The sequence below is a fragment of the Pseudomonas sp. H3_A02 genome (assembly GCF_054671965.1).
In genome coordinates, this window is sequence record NZ_CP162807.1 from 1546043 (window position 1) to 1565064 (window position 19022).

Genomic DNA, 19022 nt, shown 5'->3' on the forward strand with positions numbered 1-19022 from the left:
TCTCGATTCAGTTCCATGACGTGTCAGTCAGCCCGTTCCACCTGCAGCACCGCGCCGTCCTGCGCCATCACCCTGACCCGCGTGCCAACGGACGACTCGGGTCCCTTGGCCAGCCAGACACTGTCGGCCACCTTGATCTTGCCGCGGCCATCGACAATCGCTTCATGGACCAGGAAGACCTTGCCGATCAGTTCCTGTCCGCGCAGGTTCAGGTGCGGCTGATCGCTTTGGCGCACGGCGCTGCGCTGGCGTTGCCACCAGTACAGCGCCGTGGCGATGGCGAACAGGCCGAACAACAGGAACTGCAGCTCCCACGGTATCTGCGGCAGGATGAACGTGAGCACGCCGACTGCCGCGGCGGCCATGCCGATCCACAGCAAGTACCCGCCGGCGCCGAACACTTCAAGGATCAGCAGGATAACGCCCAGCGCCAGCCAGTCCCAGTACGACAGGTGTTGCAGGAACTCCCACATACGCGTGCCTCAGGCTTTCTTGCTGTCGAAGGTGGCCTTGACGATCTCGCCGATGCCACCGACCGCACCGATGACCTGGCTGGCTTCCAGCGGCATCAGGATCACCTTGCTGTTGTTGGCTGACGCCAGTTTGCCCAGCGCATCGATGTACTTCTGGGCGACGAAGTAGTTCACGGCCTGCACGTTACCGTCCGCAATGGCCTGGGACACCACCTGAGTGGCCAGCGCTTCAGCTTGCGCCTGACGCTCGCGGGCCTCGGACTCCAGGAACGCCGCCTGGCGGCTGCCCTCGGCCTCGAGGATCTGCGCCTGCTTCTTGCCTTCGGCGGTGAGAATCGCCGACGCTCGCAGGCCCTCGGCTTCCAGGATCTGGGCACGCTTGATACGTTCGGCTTTCATTTGCCCCGACATGGCGGCCATCAGGTCGGCCGGCGGGCTGATGTCCTTGATCTCGATCCGGGTGATCTTGATGCCCCACGGTGCCGTGGCTTCATCGACGGTGCGCAGCAATTTTTCGTTGATACCGTCGCGCTGGCTCAGCATCGCGTCCAGTTCCATGGACCCCAGCACGGTACGGATGTTGGTTTGCAACAGGTTGCGGATGGCGTGTTCGAGGTTGTTGACCTCGTAGGCCGCCTGGGCCGTATTGACCACTTGGAAGAAGCACACGGCGTCAATTTGTACCGTGGCGTTGTCGGCGGTAATGACTTCCTGGGGTGGGATGTCCAGCACGCTTTCCATGACATTGATCTTACGCCCGATACGATCCATCACCGGGATGATGATGTTCAGGCCGGGCTTGAGGGTGTTGGTGTAACGGCCGAACCGCTCGACAGTCCATTGGTAGCCCTGGGGCACGACCTTGAAGCCCATGAAGAGAATGGCGACCACCAGGCCGATGAAAAGTAAAAGTACGCTACCGATCTGCATGACGGTTCCCTGTGCGAATTGAGATGGACCTGCGAGCCCTTAGTGTAGGGCAAGCGGCCATTATCCTCACTCTGTGGGAGCAAAGCTTGCTCGCGATGCAGGCGCCTTGCTTCCCAGGGAGACCGCGTTATCTTCATCGCGGGCAAGCCTTGCTCCCACAGCGGGGATAAATCCCCTCGCCACAGGCGCTGCCACAACTACTTCTGCTCGCTCTGTGGCGTAACCCGCAGCACTTCCTCGACAGTGGTCAAGCCCGCCGCCACCTTTTGCGCCCCCGACAGCCGCAGGCTGCGCATGCCTTCCTTGAAGGCCTGGCGGCGCACCGCCAGCAGGTCGGTGTCGGGGTGGATCAAGGCCTTGACGCTGTCGGTCAGTTGCATGATTTCGTAGACGCCGGCGCGACCACGGTAACCGGTGTCGCGGCATTCCAGGCAGCCAACGGCTTGTTGGGCGTTGCTCGGCAACGGTGCCTGCCAGGGCCGGGTCAGGGTCTGCCAGTCATCTTCGTCGAGGGTCAGCGGGGCCTTGCATTGTGGGCACAGGGTGCGCACCAGGCGCTGGGCCATGACCCCGAGCACGGTGGCCTTGATCAGGTAATGGGGCACCCCCAGCTCCAGCAAACGGCTGATGGCACTTGGCGCGTCGTTGGTGTGCAGGGTCGACAGCACCAAGTGCCCGGTGAGCGCGGCTTGGATCGCCATTTCAGCGGTTTCCAGGTCACGGATCTCACCGATCATGATGATGTCCGGGTCTTGCCGCATCAGTGCGCGCACGCCGGCGGCGAAGGTCAGGTCGATGTTGTGCTGGACCTGCATCTGGTTGAAGGACGCCTCGACCATTTCAATCGGGTCCTCGATGGTGCAGAGGTTCACTTCCGGCGTCGCCAGTTTCTTGAGGGTGGTGTAGAGGGTGGTGGTCTTGCCGGAGCCGGTGGGCCCGGTTACCAGGATGATGCCGTTGGGCTGGCGGGTCATGTCCTGCCAGCGGCGCAGGTCGTCGGCGGAGAAGCCGAGCTGGTCGAAGTCCTTGAGCAGCACTTCCGGGTCGAAGATCCGCATGACCATCTTTTCGCCGAACGCCGTGGGCAAGGTCGACAGGCGCAATTCCACTTCGCCGCCGTCCGGGGTCTTGGTCTTGACCCGACCGTCCTGGGGTTTGCGTTTTTCCGCGACGTTCATTCGGCCCAGGCTCTTGAGGCGGCTGACGATCGCCATCGTCACCTGCGGCGGGAACTGATAGACGGTATGCAGCACCCCGTCGATGCGAAACCGCACGGTGCCCTGCTCGCGGCGCGGTTCGATGTGGATATCGCTGGCGCGCTGTTGGAAGGCGTACTGGAACAGCCAGTCGACGATATTGACGATGTGGGCGTCGTTGGCGTCCGGTTCCTGGTCACTGGCGCCGAGGTTGAGCAACTGTTCGAAGTTGCTCAGGTTGCTCGGTTGCTGATCGACCGTGGTGGCGCCGCTGACCGACTTGGCCAGGCGATAGAACTCCACGCTCAAGCGCTGGATATCCACCGGGTTGGCGACCACCCGCTTGATCGGCAGCTTGAGTACGTGGGTCAGGTCGGCTTCCCAGCTGCTGACGTAAGGTTGTGCGCTGGCGACGGTGACGGCGTCACGATCGACCGCTACCGCGAGGATCTTGTGGCGTTGGGCAAAGGCGTAGGACATCAAGGGTGTCACGGCCGCCACGTTGATTTTCAGCGGGTCGATGCGCATGTAGGGTTGGCCGGCCTGCTGGGACAACCACAGGGTCAGGTTCTCCAGGTCCAGGCGCTTGCCAGGGCGGCTGAGATCGTCCAGGTGCTGGTTGGCAATGAACTCCAGCGGATGCAGCTGGCTATTGGCGCTGTGGCGTCGGCGGGCGTTGAGCGCGGTTTCGGCTGAATCCTGGCTGATGAAGCCTTGGGTGACCAGTTGGCGCAGCAGATCATTGAGGTCCAGCCAGCGGTCCTGAGTGGCGTGTTTGGTGGACATGCGGGTTCCTATTGGACAATTGCAGCAAAGCCGCGATACAGACGCTTCGGCGTCTTCGCTCGGTCTGCAAAAGAATAGTCCCGACCCGGTGGTCCGTTGGGCCACTACCCGACCAATGCGTTACCAGGTCTTGCCCGTGGGGCGCTCAACCGGCCGCCTGGGTCGGCTCAACCCTCGTAAATTCAGCGCTTTGCAGGTTCACCGAGCACATGCCGATCAGGTTGCGTAATTTTTCAGCGATCACCTGGGCTCGGTGCCAACTCAGCCCGTCCATGACGATCTCCAGCGACAGCAGGTCATCGAGGCGCTCGACGCGAACCTGCTGTGGCGTCAGGCCCTGTAAGGCAAACAGGTTCAAGGCCCGGCACAGCAGGTCCGGCTCGGCCTCGGCCAGCATCTGGTAGTGCACGCGGCAATGAGCATTGGCGACATGCCAGACATCGGCGCGGGTCGGGGCAGTGGCAACGGCTTCAAGTGGGGGCATGTTCGGTCTCCTTGGGGGCGGAGAAATATTTACATGCGTCGTGGGGTATTTCTTATCTAAGATGGGTGGATCTGGCGATACTACGAATCGCCTTATTCTCCAAATCAGTCATTTTGGGTTTATTTATGCAAAGCCAGCTGGATAGCTACGACCGCCGGATACTGGCGCTGCTGCAAGAGGATGCCTCGCTGTCCAGCGCGCAGATCGCCGAGCAGGTTGGCTTGTCCCAGTCGCCGTGCTGGCGGCGGATCCAGCGGATGAAGGAGGAGGGCATCATCCGCGGGCAGGTGACCCTGCTGGATCGCAAGAAAATCGGCCTCAACACGCAGATCTTCGCCGAAGTGAAACTCAACGCCCATGGCCGTTCGAACTTCACCGAGTTCACCGAGGCGATCCGCGGCTTTCCCGAAGTACTGGAGTGTTACGTGCTGATGGGGTCGGTGGATTTTCTGTTGCGCATCGTCACGGCGGACATCGAGGCGTATGAGCGATTCTTTTTCGAAAAGCTGTCGATGGTACCGGGGATCCAGGAAGTGAATTCGATCGTGGCGCTGTCGGAGATCAAATCGACGACGAGTTTGCCGGTGGTGCGATAGTTTGATTTGAGGTGAATGTGCCGGCCCCTTCGCGAGCAAGCCCGCTCCCACACTGGATCTCTACCGTACACATATTTTGTGTTCGCTGAAGATCCAGTGTGGGAGCGGGCTTGCTCGCGAAAGCGATATTCCCGACGCCGAAGATATCTCGGTTACAGGCGCAGCAAAGTCTTCCAAGCCCGATTCTGATACACCGCAATGGCCTGCTGCTTGCGCGCATCCAGCGTTTCGTCGGTGATCGGCTGGTTGGCCAGTTGCGCCAGTTTATTCAGCTCGCCATAGAGGCGATCCATTTCCGGGATCTCCAGTACATGGCGGGCGTGGTGTAGCCAGGCCTGGATGCGTTCGATGCGCGGCAGTTGCTCGGCGAGGTCTTCCGGCTGCTGCTGATAGCGTTGCAATTGCAGGGACGAGGATTCTTCGCCCAGCAGACGCGGCAGCCAGCTGCCCAGTTGCGCCGCGCCCTGGCGATTGCCACGGGTGTTGCGCTCGGCGGCCCAGCTGCGCGCCAGCAGCCAGCGTGAAGTATTGAGGGAAAACAGGCCCCAGCGCGGGTCTTGCAACTCTTCCAGGAACTGTTCCGGCGCGGCCTTGCGCACATCTTCGTCGTCCAGGCCGGCCTGGACCAGCGGGCGCCAGTCTTCCAGCAACGCGTCCAGGGCCAGGCGCAAGTCGTGGGTCGACTGGCGTGGCGCGGCCTGGCCGAGGCTGCTGAGCAGGGCGCGCAGTTCAGCGAGGTTTTCCACCCAGTCCTGCAGCAGGCGCCAGTGGCCGTTGAAACGGTATTGCTCGGCCAGGCGCTGGCTGCTGCCGAGCAAATGCCAGCTCAGTGCGGCGAAGGCGTCATCCAGCGGCGTTTCGGCGGTCAGTTGCGGGGCCGGCAGGCTCAAGGCGTAGCTGCTCGCGTCATGCAGGCGATAGCCTCGCTCGGCCTTGCTGATGTCGCAGGGCATCAAGGGCAGGGTTGCAGCCAGCTCGGCGGCCAGTTCCAGCAGGGCGGCGGGCTCGCCTTCGCGTAGTTCCAGCTCCAGCTCACAGATTTCTTCCTTCTGCTTGCCGACCACGACGTGGCCCAGGTCCAGGGCGGCTTCGATGACCACCTTGCTTTTGCCACGGCCCCAGGCGATTTCAGCGCGTTCGCGAACGAAATCGGTGGTGAAGATGGCCTTGAGGGTTTTCTTGTCCAGGTCGGCCAGGGCCTCGGGCCAGCATTCGCCGTCGAGCTTCTTCAGGTCGAGCTTGGCCTTGGGCAGGTGCCAGTCGTACTCGTTGCGCTCGGACAGGCCGGCGACGCTCTGGCCGCGGGTCTTGAGGGTCTGGATCACCTCTTCGCCGTCGCGACGCAGGCGCAGGGCGACCTTGGCCTGGGCCAGGTCACGCTCTGGCGTGTCGAAATACTGGTTCATCAATTCGTGGCGTTCCCAGCCACTCTTGTTGCGTTTTTTCAGCAGCGGATGCTCGCGCAAGGCTGCCAGGGTCTCGCGGCTGACGCGGAGTTTGATTTCGGTTTCTTTCTGCATGGCCGGAAAATCCAGGGATCGGGTGCGCAGCCGGGGGAAGGTGTGGCTGCCAAGGCCGTGCAGTGTACAGGACTCCTCCCTCCTACGCGCCGCGACGGTTTATTCCTGGGTCCAGATGGTTCTATGATGAACGTCAATCTGTAAGCTCGGAGCCAGCGATGCCTTTGCCGTCCATGAAAGATCAATTCGCTGCCCTGATCGCCACGCCTTCGGTCAGTTGCACCCAACCAGGGCTCGACCAATCCAACAGTGCCGTGATCGAGCTGCTGGCAGGCTGGCTCACTGAGCTGGGGTTCTCCTGTGATATCCAGCAGGTCAGCCCTGGCAAATTCAACCTGCTGGCCAGTTTCGGCAGCGGTCCCGGCGGTCTGGTGCTGGCGGGCCACAGCGACACGGTGCCGTTCGACGGCGCGTTGTGGCAGACCGATCCGTTGAAGCTCACCGAGGTCGATGGCCGTTGGGTGGGCCTGGGCAGTTGTGACATGAAGGGCTTTTTCGCCCTGGCCATCGAAGCGGTCAAGCCGCTGCTGGACCAACCGTTCAAGCAACCGCTGCTGATCCTCGCGACCTGTGACGAAGAAAGCTCCATGTCCGGCGCCCGGGCCCTGGCCGATGCCGGCCGGCCCCTGGGGCGGGCTGCGGTAATCGGTGAGCCGACCGGCCTCAAGCCAATTCGGATGCACAAAGGCATCATGATGGAGCGCATCGACATTCTCGGGCGTAGCGGTCATTCGTCCGATCCGCGCCTGGGCCACAGCGCACTGGAAGCCATGCACGATGCCATGGGCGAATTGCGCGGCCTGCGCCTGCAATGGCAGCGTGAATTCCGTAATCCGCAGTTCAGCGTGCCACAACCGACCTTGAACTTCGGCTGCATCCATGGGGGCGACAATCCCAACCGGATCTGCGGCCAGTGCTCCATGGAATTCGACCTGCGCCCGTTGCCGGGCATGGATCCGCAAGTGCTGCGGGCGGCGATCCGGCAGAAGCTCGAGCCCATTGCCGAGCGACACCAGGTCAAGATTGATTACGCGCCACTGTTCCCCGAAGTGCCGCCGTTCGAGCAGGCCGAGGACGCCGAGTTGGTCCGCGTGGCCGAACGGCTGACCGGCCATCGCGCCGAAGCAGTGGCGTTTGGCACCGAAGCGCCTTATCTTCAGCGCCTTGGCTGCGAAACCCTGGTGCTCGGCCCTGGCGATATCGCCTGTGCCCACCAACCGGGCGAGTACCTTGAAATGTCACGTTTGCAACCTACCGTGCAACTGTTGCGGCAGTTGATCGGCCATTACTGCCTGACGCCGGCCACCGCCGGTTAAATTGCGCCCTTGCGGGCCCGTATTCATCACATGAGGAGAGCGCGCGTGTCGCCAAGCCTGTTCCGACGATAACCACCAGCCCCGTTGTGCGTTCTGTTTCGTCTTTGTTTTGGCTGTTATTTATTACAGGTCCAGGTTCATGCCCGAATACGTCAATTGGCTTCGCCACGCTTCGCCCTACATCAATGCCCACCGCGATTGCACCTTCATCGTCATGCTGCCCGGCGACGGGGTGGAACACCCGAATTTCGGCAATATCGTCCATGACCTGGTGCTGCTGCACAGCCTCGGCGTGCGCCTGGTGCTGGTCCATGGTTCGCGTCCGCAGATCGAGACCCGCCTCGCTGCACGGGGCCTGACGCCCCATTACCACCACGGCATGCGTATCACCGATGCGGCGACCCTGGAGTGCGTGATCGACGCGGTCGGCCAGTTGCGCATCGCCATCGAGGCACGCCTGTCCATGGACATGGCCTCTTCGCCCATGCAGGGCTCGCGGTTGCGGGTCGCCAGCGGCAACCTGGTCACCGCGCGTCCCATCGGTGTGCTCGAAGGCGTGGATTATCACCACACCGGTGAAGTGCGTCGGGTCGATCGCAAGGGCATCAATCGCCTGCTGGACGAGCGTTCCATCGTGCTGCTGTCGCCGTTGGGTTATTCGCCCACCGGAGAGATCTTCAACCTGGCCTGTGAAGACGTCGCCACCCGGGCGGCCATCGACCTGGCCGCCGACAAGCTGCTGCTGTTCGGTGCCGAGCAGGGGCTGATCGGCGAGGATGGACGGCTGGTGCGCGAATTGCGCCCGCAACAGGTCCCCGGCCACATGCAACGCCTGGGCAGCGACTATCAGGCCGAACTGCTGGATGCGGCGGCCCAGGCCTGTCGTGGCGGCGTCGCCCGTAGCCATATCGTCAGCTATGCCGAGGACGGCGCGCTGCTGGCTGAACTGTTCACCCGCGATGGCAGCGGCACCTTGGTGGCCCAGGAGCAATTCGAAGTGGTGCGCGAAGCGGCCATCGAAGATGTCGGCGGCCTGCTGGACCTGATCAGTCCGCTGGAAGAGCAGGGGATTCTGGTGCGTCGCTCCCGCGAGGTGCTGGAGCGCGAGATCGAACAGTTCAGCGTGGTCGAGCGCGAAGGCATGATCATCGCCTGCGCGGCGCTGTACCAGATCGCCGACTCGGATGCCGGGGAACTGGCCTGCCTGGCGGTGAACCCGGAATACCGCCACGGTGGCCGGGGCGATGAGCTGCTGGAGCGCATCGAAACCCGGGCCCGTGCCCAAGGGCTCAAGACGCTGTTCGTCCTTACGACCCGCACTGCCCACTGGTTCCGCGAACGCGGTTTCGAGCCCAGCAGCGTCGACCGCCTGCCGGCGGCGCGGGCGTCGCTCTACAACTATCAGCGTAATTCGAAAATCTTCGAAAAATCCTTGTAGGACAGCCGTCGGAAACTTTGCGCTACCGCGATCTTCTTGATTTCAGACAATGAGCAGCTAGTCTGGAACACGTCAAGATCGCGGCATGCGCGCGCTGTCTTGAACAGGAATCGAAGGCGCAGGAGGCGCGCAAACAGATCTCGCCGCCAAGAATTCGCGGGTCTCGTAAATCCCCGACGAATCATCGTTCAGTAATTCTCTGCGTCGCCGATAAGGCATGTCACGGCCTGATGGTGCTGTGATGGCACTCATATGTCGAAACGAGCTGAAAACTGTTGAAACAATTCTTTTTGGGATTATAAAGAATCCATTATCCTGCGGGCCGGTGTAGAGGGGTTAGACCATAGTCGTAGCCATAAATGCTTACGATTGACTTGTCAGTCACGGTCTGGCGCTAATCGCGCATCCGCGGATTCCGGGCGTTCGATCCGGAGCCAAAGAGACACAAGAATTAGAAAACGAGAGGAGCGAAGCATGAACAAGTCCACCTTGGCCCTGGCCGTGGCCGTTGGGGTTCTGGCGCAGCAGGCAGGCGCCGCGGGTTTTATCGAGGACAGCAAGGCGTCTGTCAGTTCTCGTACGTTGTACTTTGATAACGATAACCGCGAAGGCGGTGCCGACCAGCGTGAAACCGCTACTGGCCTGAAGTTCGACTACAAGTCTGGCTTTACCCAAGGCGTCGTTGGTTTTGGTATCGATGCCCAGGCATTGGTGGGTATCCATCTCGATGGTGGTAAAGGCCAACACCCAAATAGCAACACCTTCGTTCCAAGTGACACCGATGGCTCCGCCGTACACAACTGGAGTCGTCTGTCGGGCAACGTCAAGGCGCTTTTCTCTAAGACCGAAGCCCACCTGGGTGGCGCCCTGGCGCCTAACCTGCCGATCCTGGTCGCCAGCGACGGTCGTCTGCTGCCGCAAACCTTCGAAGGTGGCACCATCACCTCCAAGGACCTGGACAACGTAACGTTCAACGCTGGTCAGCTGGAACATGCTGTTGGTCGTGCATCGAGCAACCGTACCGGCTTGGCGGTCTCTGGTGGTACCGAGGAAAGCAATCAATTCCGCTACGCCGGTGCTGATTGGAAGGTCACCAAAGACCTGACTCTGCAGTACTACTACTCCAACCTGCAGGATTACTACAAACAGCACTTCCTGGGTGCTGTACATGTTTTCCCGATCAGCGAGGGCCAGTCTTTCAAGACTGACCTGCGTTACTTCGACAGCAGCTCGGATGGCCGCAACGGCGATGCAGGCTATCAGTTCGATAACAACGGTGGCTATTTCAAAGAACAGGGTGTGGTCGATAACAAAACCTGGAGCGCCATGTTCACCTACTCCCTGGGTGGCAGTGCTTTCATGTTGGGTCATCAGCAAGTTGGCGATGACGGTGGTTTTGTCTTCCTGAACCAGGGCAATGTGCTTGACGGCAACGGCCGAAATGAAGGCGCTGGTGGCTCGAGCTTCTATCTGTTCACAGATAGCATGATCAACGGGTTTATCCGTGCCGGTGAAAATACCACCTTCGGTCAATACTCTTACGACTTCGCCTCTCTGGGCGTTCCTGGCCTGAAAGCTGCCGTGGCCTATTTGCATGGTGAAAACATCAGGTCCAAGACCGCAGGTGGAAGCGATTCGTCCGAGTGGGAGCGCGACATGCGCTTGGATTACGTCGTCCAGCAAGGCGCTCTGAAAGGTTTCGGCACCACCCTGCGTCACGGCTCCTATCGTGGCACCGGTAGTCTTTCCGGCCCTGACCGTGATCAGACCCGCCTGATCTTCAACTACACTTACAACTTCATGTAAGACGTAGCGAAGTAAAAAAGCCCCGCCCGGCAACACGCCGGGCGGGGCTTTTACGTTTTCGAGTCAGGCCCACCCCTGTAGCCCTCCTCGAAACTTCTCCTCTTTTCAGCAACTCGAGGCCTTCTCGAACCTCGTTGACGATCTTGTGCCGGTATGCGGAATGACGCCAGTGAACAGTTTTTTATATTCACTAATGATCTAGATAAATGGATATTCATTCTTTTTAATGCAATCGAAACCGGTGCAAAGTTGGGCTCACAACAACCTCATCCAGGAGCCGCACCATGAGCCTCAGACTTGGCGACATCGCCCCCGACTTCGAACAGGATTCCAGCGCCGGCAAGATTCGCTTCCACGAATGGCTCGGCGACAGCTGGGGTGTGCTGTTTTCCCACCCGGCGGACTTCACGCCGGTATGCACCACCGAGTTGGGCCTGACCGCCAAGCTCAAGGACGAGTTCGCCCAGCGTGGGGTCAAGGCCATTGCCCTGTCGGTGGACCCGGTGGACTCGCACCACAAGTGGATCGAGGACATCAACGAGACCCAGAACGCCGTGGTCAATTTTCCGATCCTGGCCGATGCCGACCGCAAGGTGTCGGACCTGTACGACTTGATCCACCCCAACGCCAGTGACACCTTGACCGTGCGTTCACTGTTCGTGATCGACCCGAACAAGAAGATTCGCCTGACCATCACCTACCCGGCCAGCACCGGGCGCAATTTCAACGAGATCCTGAGGGTGATCGATTCCCTGCAACTGACCGACAACTACAAAGTCGCCACCCCGGCCAACTGGCAGGACGGTGATGAAGTGGTGATCGTGCCGTCGCTCAAGGATGAAGAGGAACTCAAGCAGCGCTTTCCCAAGGGCTACCGCGCCGTGAAACCCTACCTGCGCCTTACCCCGCAGCCCAATCGCTGAGACAAAACCTGGTCCTGGACCTGAACCTGTGGGAGCGAGCTTGCTCGCGATAGCGGTCTATCCGACACATAATGTTGGCTGACACACCGCTATCGCGAGCAAGCTCGCTCCCACAGGGGGATTACTGTGCACCAAGGGTTTTCGGCCGTTCCGACGGCCTTTTTTTATGCCCCGAATAAAGCCATACGTATATCTCTATATAGAATAACCAAATGAATAAATATGATTTAAAGATATATCAATCCGCTGTTATGGTTTGACCCATACAGCGAGATCGCCCGCCGCGAATCGCACGTGACAGTTAAGGAAGGGTAGGCATGTTGGTCGTCTCACTCGGTGGCAGTCCCAGCCAACGCTCCCGCTCCGGGGTGCTGCTGGAGCGGTCGCAACGCTGGTTGCAGCAGCAAGGTGTGGAAGTGGTGAGTTATCAGGTGCGCGATTTCCCGGCCGAAGACTTGCTCCATGCCCGTTTCGACAGCCCGAAGGTGGTCGACCTGCTCCAGCAGATCGAAAATGCCGACGGTCTGCTGATTGCCACGCCGGTGTACAAGGCGTCTTTTTCCGGCGCGTTGAAGACCGTGCTGGACCTGCTGCCGGAACGGGCCTTGGCCCATAAAGTGGTGCTGCCGATGGCAACCGGCGGCAGCATCGCCCACATGTTGGCGGTGGACTACGCCCTCAAGCCGGTGTTGTCGGCGCTCAAGGCCCAGGAAATGCTCCATGGGATCTTTGCCGAAGACAGCCAGATCGCCTACGGCGAAGGCAGTGCCCAGGCGCAATTGGCGCCGGCCTTGCAACAGCGCCTGGACGAGGCGCTGAAACAGTTTTTCAGCGCCATGGCCCGTCGGCCCAGGCCGCTGGACCCCAATGTATTGAACGAACGTTTGCTGAGTGCTCGCTGGAGCATTTAAACCCCGAACACCCCTGATTCAACTCACCTTACTCAGCCGCCAACGGCCCAGCAGGTGCAGCCAAAACCCCACAGCAAAAAGGAGAGGCGCCATGCGCACTGTCATTTTGCGTCGCGGGCTGGTCGCTCTGTTTGCTGCGGCTGTGTCCTTCGGCGTCGTTACCCAGGCTCAAGCCGAGACCTTGCGGATCGGTTATCAGAAGTACGGCACCCTGGTGCTGCTCAAGGCCAAGGGCTCATTGGAGAAACGCCTCGCCGCCCAAGGCGTGGATGTGCAATGGACCGAATTTCCTGGCGGCCCGCAACTGTTGGAAGGCTTGAACGTCGGCTCCATCGACTTCGGCGTGACCGGTGAGACCCCGCCGGTGTTTGCCCAGGCCGCGGGCGCCGACCTGCTCTATGTTGCTTACGAGCCACCGGCACCCGCCAGCGAAGCCATCCTCGTGCCCAAGGGGTCGGCGATCCAATCGGTGCACGACCTCAAGGGCAAGAAAGTCGTGCTGAACAAAGGCTCCAATGTCCACTACCTGCTGGTGCGGGCGCTGGAAGACGCCGGCCTCAAGTACTCCGATATCCAGACGGTTTTCCTGCCACCGGCCGACGCCCGTGCTGCGTTCGAGCGTGGCAGTGTAGATGCTTGGGTGATCTGGGACCCGTACCAGGCTGCCGCCGAACAACAGTTGCAGGCACGCACCCTGCGTGACGGCAAAGGCATCGTCGATAACCACCAGTTCTACCTCGCCACCAAACCTTATGCGCAAAAGAATCCCCAGGTCATTACCGCCCTGGTGGAAGAAGTGCGCGCGGTGGGGGAGTGGTCCAAGGCCAACCCTGAAGACGTGACCCAGCAGGTATCGCCGCTGCTCGGGCTGCCGGCGGACATCACCCTGACGTCGGTGAAGCGCCAAGGCTACGGGGCGTTGTTCCTCACGCCGGAAGTGGTGGCGGCGCAGCAAAAAATCGCCGACAGCTTCTACCAGCTCAAATTGATTCCCAAGCCCTTGAGCATCAAGGACGTGATCTGGACGCCGCCGGCGGCCGTTGCGAACGCGCAGTAATTCGATCCCTTAGGAGACCACTCCATGAGCCTCAATATTTTCTGGTTCCTGCCTACCCACGGCGACGGCCATTACCTTGGCACTGCCGAAGGCGCCCGCGCCGTCGATCACGGTTATTTGCAGCAGGTCGCCCAAGCGGCGGACCGCCTGGGTTTCGGCGGCGTGTTGATCCCCACCGGGCGTTCCTGCGAGGATTCGTGGCTGGTGGCCGCTTCGTTGATTCCGGTGACCCAGCGCCTGAAATTCCTCGTCGCCCTGCGTCCCGGGATTATTTCGCCGACGGTGGCGGCACGCCAGGCCGCGACCCTCGACCGGTTGTCCGGCGGAAGGGCGTTGTTCAACCTGGTGACCGGCGGCGACCCGGACGAACTGGCCGGCGATGGCTTGTTCCTCGACCACGAACAACGCTACCAGGCCTCAGTGGAATTCACCCGGATCTGGCGCCGAGTGCTGGAAGGCGAAACCGTGGATTACGACGGTGAACACATCAGTGTGAAGGGCGCCAAGCTGCTCTATCCGCCGATCCAGCAACCGCGTCCGCCGCTGTATTTCGGCGGTTCGTCGGAAGCCGCCCAGGACCTGGCGGCCGAGCAAGTGGAAATGGTGCTGACCTGGGGTGAGCCGCCCGCCGCCGTAGCGCAGAAGATCGAACAAGTGCGCGCCAAGGCCGCGAAGCTCGGCCGCACCGTGCGCTTCGGCATCCGCCTGCATGTGATCGTGCGCGAAACCAACGCCGAAGCCTGGCAAGCAGCCGACCGGCTGATTTCCCACCTGGACGACGACACCATCGCCCGTGCCCAGGCGTCCCTGGCGCGCTTCGATTCGGTGGGCCAGCAACGCATGGCCGCCCTGCACGGTGGCCGTCGCGACAAGCTGGAAGTCAGCCCCAACCTCTGGGCCGGTGTCGGCCTGGTGCGCGGCGGTGCCGGTACCGCACTGGTGGGCGATGGCCCGACCGTGGCGGCGCGGGTCAAGGAGTACGCCGATCTTGGCATCGACACCTTCATCTTCTCCGGTTATCCCCACCTGGAAGAGTCTTATCGCGTGGCGGAACTGTTGTTCCCACACCTGGACGTGGAGCGTCCGGAGTTGCCGAAAAGCCAGGGTTATGTGAGCCCGTTCGGTGAAATGGTCGCCAACGACATCCTGCCCAAAGCCGCGTCCCAGAGCTGAGGCGGCCATGAAGAAAATTATCCACAACCTCGCGCCCTGGGCAGTGCCGCTGCTGTTGCTGGCGGTCTGGCAACTGTCGGTGTCGGCCGGTTGGTTGTCCACGCGGATCCTGCCTGCACCCTTGGCGGTGATCGAAGCCGGGGTCAACCTGGTGCGCAGCGGCGAGATCTGGACGCACCTGGCCATCAGCGGTTGGCGGGCGGCGGTGGGTTTCCTGATCGGTGGCGGCATCGGCCTGGCCCTGGGCTTTATCACCGGTTTGTCGAAATGGGGCGAACGCCTGTTGGACAGCTCCGTGCAGATGGTGCGGAACGTGCCGCACCTGGCGCTGATTCCGCTGGTGATCCTGTGGTTTGGCATCGATGAGTCGGCGAAGATTTTCCTGGTGGCCCTGGGCACGTTGTTTCCCATCTACCTCAACACCTACCACGGGATTCGCAACGTCGACCCGGCGCTGGTGGAAATGTCCCGCAGCTACGGCTTGTCTGGCTTGCGCCTGTTTCGTCAGGTGATCCTGCCGGGCGCCTTGCCTTCGATTTTGGTGGGCGTGCGCTTTGCCCTGGGTTTCATGTGGTTGACGCTGATCGTTGCGGAAACCATCTCCGCCAGTTCCGGCATCGGTTACCTGGCGATGAATGCCCGGGAGTTCCTGCAAACCGATGTGGTGGTATTGGCGATTCTTCTGTACGCCGTGCTGGGCAAATTGGCCGACCTGGCCGCTCGCGGGCTTGAGCGGGTCTGGCTGCGCTGGCACCCGGCGTACCAAGTGAGCAAGGGAGGTGTGGCATGACCGCCCAACAACCTCCGCGCCTGCTGCGTGGCATTCCGCTGGCGGTGCGCAAGCTGCAAAAAACCTTCGGCACGCGCCAGGTATTGCGCGACATCGACCTGCATATCCCGGCCGGGCAATTCGTGGCCGTGGTCGGTCGCAGCGGCTGTGGCAAAAGTACCTTGCTGCGTTTGCTGGCTGGCCTCGATCAGCCCACCGGTGGACAGTTGCTGGCCGGTTCGGCGTCGTTGAGCGATGCACGGGAAGACACGCGGTTGATGTTCCAGGAAGCGCGTTTGCTGCCCTGGAAAAAAATCATCGACAACGTCGGTCTCGGGCTCAGGGGCAATTGGCGCCCGCAGGCGTTGCAGGCACTGGAAGCGGTGGGCCTGGCCGACCGCGCCCATGAGTGGCCGGCGGCGCTGTCCGGCGGTCAGAAGCAACGGGTGGCCCTGGCTCGCGCGTTGATCCATCAGCCACGCCTGTTGCTGCTCGACGAACCCTTGGGAGCGCTGGACGCCCTGACCCGTATCGAGATGCAGCAACTGATCGAAAACCTCTGGCGGCAACACGGTTTCACGGTGTTGCTGGTGACCCACGACGTCAGCGAAGCGGTGGCGATTGCCGATCGGGTGATCCTGATCGAGGACGGTCAGATCGGCCTCGACCTGGCCATCGCCCTGCCGCGTCCACGGGTTCGCGGCTCCCATCGCCTGGCGAGCCTGGAAGCCGAAGTCCTCAACCGTGTGCTGTCCTTGCCCGGCCAACCGCCGGAACCCGAACCCGTTTCACCCTTGCCCACGCAATTGCGTTGGGCTCAATAACTTCATCCAGACAGGAATCGACACCATGACTATCAAAGCCATCAACGTACGCAACCAGTTCAAAGGCACCATCAAGGAAATCGTCGAAGGCGACGTGCTGTCGGAAATCGACGTGCAGACCGCTTCCGGCATCGTCACGTCGGTCATCACTACCCGCTCGGTCAAGGAGCTGGAGCTGGCGATCGGCAGTGAAGTGATCGCCTTCGTCAAATCCACTGAGGTGTCTATCGCCAAGTTGTGAACGATGTTTCACCCACAGCCCCGGACGGCGTGAGCCCTTCGGGGTTCTTTTTGGTGGCCGGTGAATACGCTTGGTGAGGTTAGAAGGGGGCCTTTGTGGCGAGGGGATAAATCCCCTCGCCACAGGGGTCAGGGGGCTTCACGCTTGGGGAGATACGGCGGCAGATACAGTCCCAGGTACGCATCGAACACCCGCATGCCTTCTTCGGCCATGCGCGGGGTGATCTGGCCGTGCTGTTGTATCGAGCGGGCGTAGACGCGGTCGCCCAGTTCCATGGCCAGGGCGAACACGTCGACGTCTTTAGGCAAGGGCGGCAGGGCGAAATGGTGGTCGAATACCTTGTGCATCAAGTCACTCAGCTCAAGGTCGTGCTGGCGGTCGGCCTGGGTGACTTCGGTCAGGCCGTGCTGGGCCAGGATCAGCTGGCGAGCGGCGGCGTCCTGGCTGTAGATGGCGAGCATGCGCTGTTCCACCAGCCGTGACAGGTCGTGCCAGTGGTTCAGCGCTGCATGATCGATCGGTGCTTGCAGGCCCGCGCGAAAGGCGGCGTGGACATCGGCGGTCAGGGCTTCGAGCAGGGCCGGGACGCTGGCGAAGAAGTGGTACACGGAAGAGGGCGGGATCCCGGCGCGCTCGGCGACGCTGTAGATCGACAGGCTGGCCACGCCTTCGGCGGCAAGCAGTGTACGGGCGGCATCGAGAATGGTGTCGATCCGGGCCTGGCTGCGTGCGCGGGGTTTGCGGGGTGCGGCGATGCGTGTCATGAAGCTCTCCTGCGGGGCTGCCGGGCATTGTACGAGTCGATTTCTGTGTTGTCTGCCAAGCCCTCATCGCGGGCAAGCCTTGCTCCCACAGAGCAATACATTGTGAATCAGGTCAAATGATCACAAAGAACCCCTGTGGGAGCTGAGCTTGCTCGCGATCCGCCGAAGGCGGCCATTCAACCAGCCTCCATAAAAAAACGCCGCAGGCCATAAGGCCTGCGGCGTTTCTTTTTTACCGCAACCGCTTACACGGTATGCAGGTACCAGTTGTATTCGAGGTCGGAGATGGAGTGTTCGAACTCCTCCAGCTCACTTTCCTTACAGGCCACGAAGATATCGATGTATTTCGGATCGATGTACTTGGCCATGACTTCACTGTCGTCGAGCTCGCGCAGTGCATCGCGCAAGTTGTTCGGCAGGCTTTGCTCGTTCTGCTCGTAGCTGTTGCCTTCCACCGGCGCACCGGGCTCGATCTTGTTGACCAGGCCATGGTGCACACCCGCCAACACTGCCGCCATCAGCAGGTAGGGGTTGGCATCGGCGCCGGCGACGCGGTGTTCCAGACGCACGGCATCGGCCGAGCCGGTGGGCACGCGCAAGGCCACGGTGCGGTTGTCCAGGCCCCAGGTCGGCGAGTTCGGCACGTAGAACTGTGCGCCGAAACGACGGTAGGAGTTGACGTTCGGGCAGAGGAAAGCCATCTGCGCGGGCAGGGTCTCGAGCACACCGCCGATCGCGTGACGCAGTGCGGCGTTCTGCTCGGGATCCTCGCTGGCAAAGATATTCTTGCCGTCTTTATCCAGAATCGAAATGTGGACGTGCAACCCATTGCCCGCCTGGCCCGGATACGGCTTGGCCATGAAGGTGGTGTCCATTTCATGGTCGTAGGCGATGTTCTTGATCAGGCGCTTGAGCAGGACCGCGTAGTCGCACGCCTTGATCGGATCGGCCACGTGGTGCAGGTTCACTTCGAACTGCGCCGGGGCACTTTCCTTGACGATGGCGTCGGCGGGAATGCCTTGCTCCTTGGCCCCTTCCAGAATGTCCTGGAGGCAATCGACGTATTCGTCGAGGTCATCGATCAGGTAGACCTGTGTCGAATGCGGGCGTTTGCCGGAAATCGGCGAGCGAGGCGGTTGTGGGCGTCCATTCACGTTCTCCTGGTCGATCAGGTAGAACTCCAACTCGAATGCGGCGCAGATGGTCAGACCCAGTTCATCGAACTTGGTCACGACCTGTCGCAGGACTTCACGCGGGTCGGCGAAGAAAGGTTCGCCTTCGAGTTCGTGCATGGTCATCAACAGTTGCGCAGTAGGGCGCTTCTGCCAAGGCTCGTTGCACAGGGTGTCAGGGATTGGATAACAGATTCGGTCAGCATCACCGATGTCCAGGCCCAGGCCGGTGCTTTCCACCGTAGAGCCATTGATATCCAGAGCAAATAAAGAGGCCGGCAGGTTGATGCCTTTCTCGTAAACCTTGTGGAGGCTGGTGCGTTCTATGCGCTTGCCGCGCACCACACCATTCATATCCGCAATCAGAAGGTCAACGTACAGAACCTCAGGATGTTCCTTAAGGAACGCGTTCGCTTCGTTAAGCTGAACGGCACGCGGGGGTACCGACATGATGCAACACCTTTGTTGTTAAAAATATCAATCATTGATCTCTTCGAAAGCCAGTCAACCCGAACGGCATGCCGAAGTCAAGCAGGGCCTTTTTTGCCCTAAAAAAGCACCTGCAGGGCTTTTTTGAGGCAATTTAGGGCGTTTTTTTCCCTTTAAGGGCCTTGGCGCCCGCAGGCTTGAGCGGGCCGTGTTG

The 19022-nt window shown here is 61.1% G+C and carries 18 protein-coding genes; 11 read left to right on the top strand and 7 right to left on the bottom strand.

Annotation, left to right across the window (positions count from 1 at the left end):
• Window positions 1-23: 23 nt before the first annotated feature.
• The 4 genes from AB4N80_RS06595 to AB4N80_RS06610 form a co-directional block, all read right to left on the bottom strand.
• Window positions 24-473, bottom strand: coding sequence for an NfeD family protein (locus AB4N80_RS06595; RefSeq protein ID WP_122567480.1), 450 nt, complete (start codon window positions 471-473; stop codon window positions 24-26).
• A 9-nt stretch (window positions 474-482) separates the two neighbouring features.
• Complete coding sequence (locus AB4N80_RS06600) at window positions 483-1403, bottom strand: SPFH domain-containing protein (RefSeq protein WP_003206668.1); 921 nt, start codon at window positions 1401-1403, stop codon at window positions 483-485.
• Window positions 1404-1600: 197 nt separating this feature from the next.
• Entirely contained in the window at window positions 1601-3385 is a 1785-nt protein-coding gene (locus tag AB4N80_RS06605) for a GspE/PulE family protein (RefSeq protein ID WP_053126399.1), read from the bottom strand.
• A 145-nt stretch (window positions 3386-3530) separates the two neighbouring features.
• Window positions 3531-3869, bottom strand: a complete 339-nt coding sequence (locus AB4N80_RS06610) for a hypothetical protein (RefSeq protein ID WP_122567479.1) — start codon at window positions 3867-3869, stop codon at window positions 3531-3533.
• 125 nt (window positions 3870-3994) lie between these two features.
• Between AB4N80_RS06610 and AB4N80_RS06615 the strand changes: the two genes are divergently transcribed.
• Window positions 3995-4465 (top strand): Lrp/AsnC family transcriptional regulator, encoded by a 471-nt coding sequence (locus AB4N80_RS06615; protein WP_122567478.1) that lies wholly within the window; start codon window positions 3995-3997, stop codon window positions 4463-4465.
• Between the two features lie 152 nt (window positions 4466-4617).
• On the opposite strand, the gene AB4N80_RS06620 is transcribed toward AB4N80_RS06615, so the two are convergent.
• Entirely contained in the window at window positions 4618-5985 is a 1368-nt protein-coding gene (locus AB4N80_RS06620) for a CYTH domain-containing protein (RefSeq protein ID WP_122567477.1), read from the bottom strand.
• A 158-nt stretch (window positions 5986-6143) separates the two neighbouring features.
• Here AB4N80_RS06620 and argE point away from each other — a divergent pair, with 158 nt between their 5' ends.
• The 10 genes from argE to AB4N80_RS06670 all read left to right on the top strand — a co-directional run bounded on the left by argE (window position 6144) and on the right by AB4N80_RS06670 (window position 16443).
• A complete protein-coding gene (argE, locus tag AB4N80_RS06625; protein WP_122567476.1) occupies window positions 6144-7301 on the top strand; it encodes an acetylornithine deacetylase in 1158 nt (385 codons plus the stop codon).
• 139 nt (window positions 7302-7440) lie between these two features.
• Window positions 7441-8739 (top strand): amino-acid N-acetyltransferase, encoded by a 1299-nt coding sequence (gene argA, locus AB4N80_RS06630; protein WP_122567475.1) that lies wholly within the window; start codon window positions 7441-7443, stop codon window positions 8737-8739.
• Between the two features lie 474 nt (window positions 8740-9213).
• Window positions 9214-10545: an OprD family porin gene (locus AB4N80_RS06635; RefSeq protein WP_305491304.1), complete on the top strand. Its 1332-nt coding sequence runs from the start codon at window positions 9214-9216 to the stop codon at window positions 10543-10545.
• Window positions 10546-10829: 284 nt separating this feature from the next.
• Window positions 10830-11468, top strand: a complete 639-nt coding sequence (locus AB4N80_RS06640) for a peroxiredoxin (protein WP_024617266.1) — start codon at window positions 10830-10832, stop codon at window positions 11466-11468.
• 317 nt (window positions 11469-11785) lie between these two features.
• Entirely contained in the window at window positions 11786-12379 is a 594-nt protein-coding gene (ssuE, locus tag AB4N80_RS06645) for an NADPH-dependent FMN reductase (protein WP_460081221.1), read from the top strand.
• A gap of 91 nt (window positions 12380-12470) precedes the next feature.
• Entirely contained in the window at window positions 12471-13436 is a 966-nt protein-coding gene (locus AB4N80_RS06650; protein ID WP_122567470.1) for a sulfonate ABC transporter substrate-binding protein, read from the top strand.
• A gap of 24 nt (window positions 13437-13460) precedes the next feature.
• Complete coding sequence (gene ssuD, locus AB4N80_RS06655; protein WP_018610594.1) at window positions 13461-14609, top strand: FMNH2-dependent alkanesulfonate monooxygenase; 1149 nt, start codon at window positions 13461-13463, stop codon at window positions 14607-14609.
• A 7-nt stretch (window positions 14610-14616) separates the two neighbouring features.
• A complete protein-coding gene (ssuC, locus tag AB4N80_RS06660) occupies window positions 14617-15399 on the top strand; it encodes an aliphatic sulfonate ABC transporter permease SsuC (RefSeq protein WP_354336074.1) in 783 nt (260 codons plus the stop codon).
• Complete coding sequence (ssuB, locus tag AB4N80_RS06665) at window positions 15396-16202, top strand: aliphatic sulfonates ABC transporter ATP-binding protein (protein ID WP_354336075.1); 807 nt, start codon at window positions 15396-15398, stop codon at window positions 16200-16202. The genes ssuC and ssuB overlap by 4 nt, the downstream gene beginning before the upstream one ends.
• Window positions 16203-16227: 25 nt before the next feature.
• Window positions 16228-16443 carry a TOBE domain-containing protein gene (locus AB4N80_RS06670; RefSeq protein ID WP_003177394.1) on the top strand — a complete coding sequence of 72 codons (216 nt, stop codon included), beginning with the start codon at window positions 16228-16230 and terminating at the stop codon, window positions 16441-16443.
• Window positions 16444-16571: 128 nt separating this feature from the next.
• Here the strand turns inward: AB4N80_RS06670 and AB4N80_RS06675 are convergent, their stop codons facing one another.
• Both AB4N80_RS06675 and AB4N80_RS06680 read right to left on the bottom strand, forming a co-directional pair.
• Window positions 16572-17207 (bottom strand): TetR/AcrR family transcriptional regulator, encoded by a 636-nt coding sequence (locus tag AB4N80_RS06675; protein ID WP_122567467.1) that lies wholly within the window; start codon window positions 17205-17207, stop codon window positions 16572-16574.
• 245 nt (window positions 17208-17452) lie between these two features.
• On the bottom strand, window positions 17453-18829 hold the full coding sequence (locus tag AB4N80_RS06680) for a glutamine synthetase family protein (RefSeq protein WP_025216023.1): 1377 nt from the start codon (window positions 18827-18829) through the stop codon (window positions 17453-17455).
• Window positions 18830-19022 lie beyond the last annotated feature (193 nt).

Excerpts from the sequence above, each read along its gene's own strand:
- ssuE (WP_460081221.1), top strand. The coding sequence starts at position 11,786 with ATGTTGGTCGTCTCACTCGGTGGCAGTCCCAGCCAACGCTCCCGCTCC.
- AB4N80_RS06640 (WP_024617266.1), top strand. The coding sequence starts at position 10,830 with ATGAGCCTCAGACTTGGCGACATCGCCCCCGACTTCGAACAGGATTCC.
- AB4N80_RS06620 (WP_122567477.1), bottom strand. The coding sequence starts at position 5,985 with ATGCAGAAAGAAACCGAAATCAAACTCCGCGTCAGCCGCGAGACCCTG.
- AB4N80_RS06600 (WP_003206668.1), bottom strand. The coding sequence starts at position 1,403 with ATGCAGATCGGTAGCGTACTTTTACTTTTCATCGGCCTGGTGGTCGCC.
- AB4N80_RS06635 (WP_305491304.1), top strand. The coding sequence starts at position 9,214 with ATGAACAAGTCCACCTTGGCCCTGGCCGTGGCCGTTGGGGTTCTGGCG.
- ssuC (WP_354336074.1), top strand. The coding sequence starts at position 14,617 with ATGAAGAAAATTATCCACAACCTCGCGCCCTGGGCAGTGCCGCTGCTG.
- AB4N80_RS06680 (WP_025216023.1), bottom strand. The coding sequence starts at position 18,829 with ATGTCGGTACCCCCGCGTGCCGTTCAGCTTAACGAAGCGAACGCGTTC.
- AB4N80_RS06615 (WP_122567478.1), top strand. The coding sequence starts at position 3,995 with ATGCAAAGCCAGCTGGATAGCTACGACCGCCGGATACTGGCGCTGCTG.
- argA (WP_122567475.1), top strand. The coding sequence starts at position 7,441 with ATGCCCGAATACGTCAATTGGCTTCGCCACGCTTCGCCCTACATCAAT.
- ssuB (WP_354336075.1), top strand. The coding sequence starts at position 15,396 with ATGACCGCCCAACAACCTCCGCGCCTGCTGCGTGGCATTCCGCTGGCG.
- AB4N80_RS06595 (WP_122567480.1), bottom strand. The coding sequence starts at position 473 with ATGTGGGAGTTCCTGCAACACCTGTCGTACTGGGACTGGCTGGCGCTG.
- AB4N80_RS06675 (WP_122567467.1), bottom strand. The coding sequence starts at position 17,207 with ATGACACGCATCGCCGCACCCCGCAAACCCCGCGCACGCAGCCAGGCC.
- AB4N80_RS06610 (WP_122567479.1), bottom strand. The coding sequence starts at position 3,869 with ATGCCCCCACTTGAAGCCGTTGCCACTGCCCCGACCCGCGCCGATGTC.
- AB4N80_RS06650 (WP_122567470.1), top strand. The coding sequence starts at position 12,471 with ATGCGCACTGTCATTTTGCGTCGCGGGCTGGTCGCTCTGTTTGCTGCG.
- AB4N80_RS06670 (WP_003177394.1), top strand. The coding sequence starts at position 16,228 with ATGACTATCAAAGCCATCAACGTACGCAACCAGTTCAAAGGCACCATC.
- ssuD (WP_018610594.1), top strand. The coding sequence starts at position 13,461 with ATGAGCCTCAATATTTTCTGGTTCCTGCCTACCCACGGCGACGGCCAT.
- AB4N80_RS06605 (WP_053126399.1), bottom strand. The coding sequence starts at position 3,385 with ATGTCCACCAAACACGCCACTCAGGACCGCTGGCTGGACCTCAATGAT.
- argE (WP_122567476.1), top strand. The coding sequence starts at position 6,144 with ATGCCTTTGCCGTCCATGAAAGATCAATTCGCTGCCCTGATCGCCACG.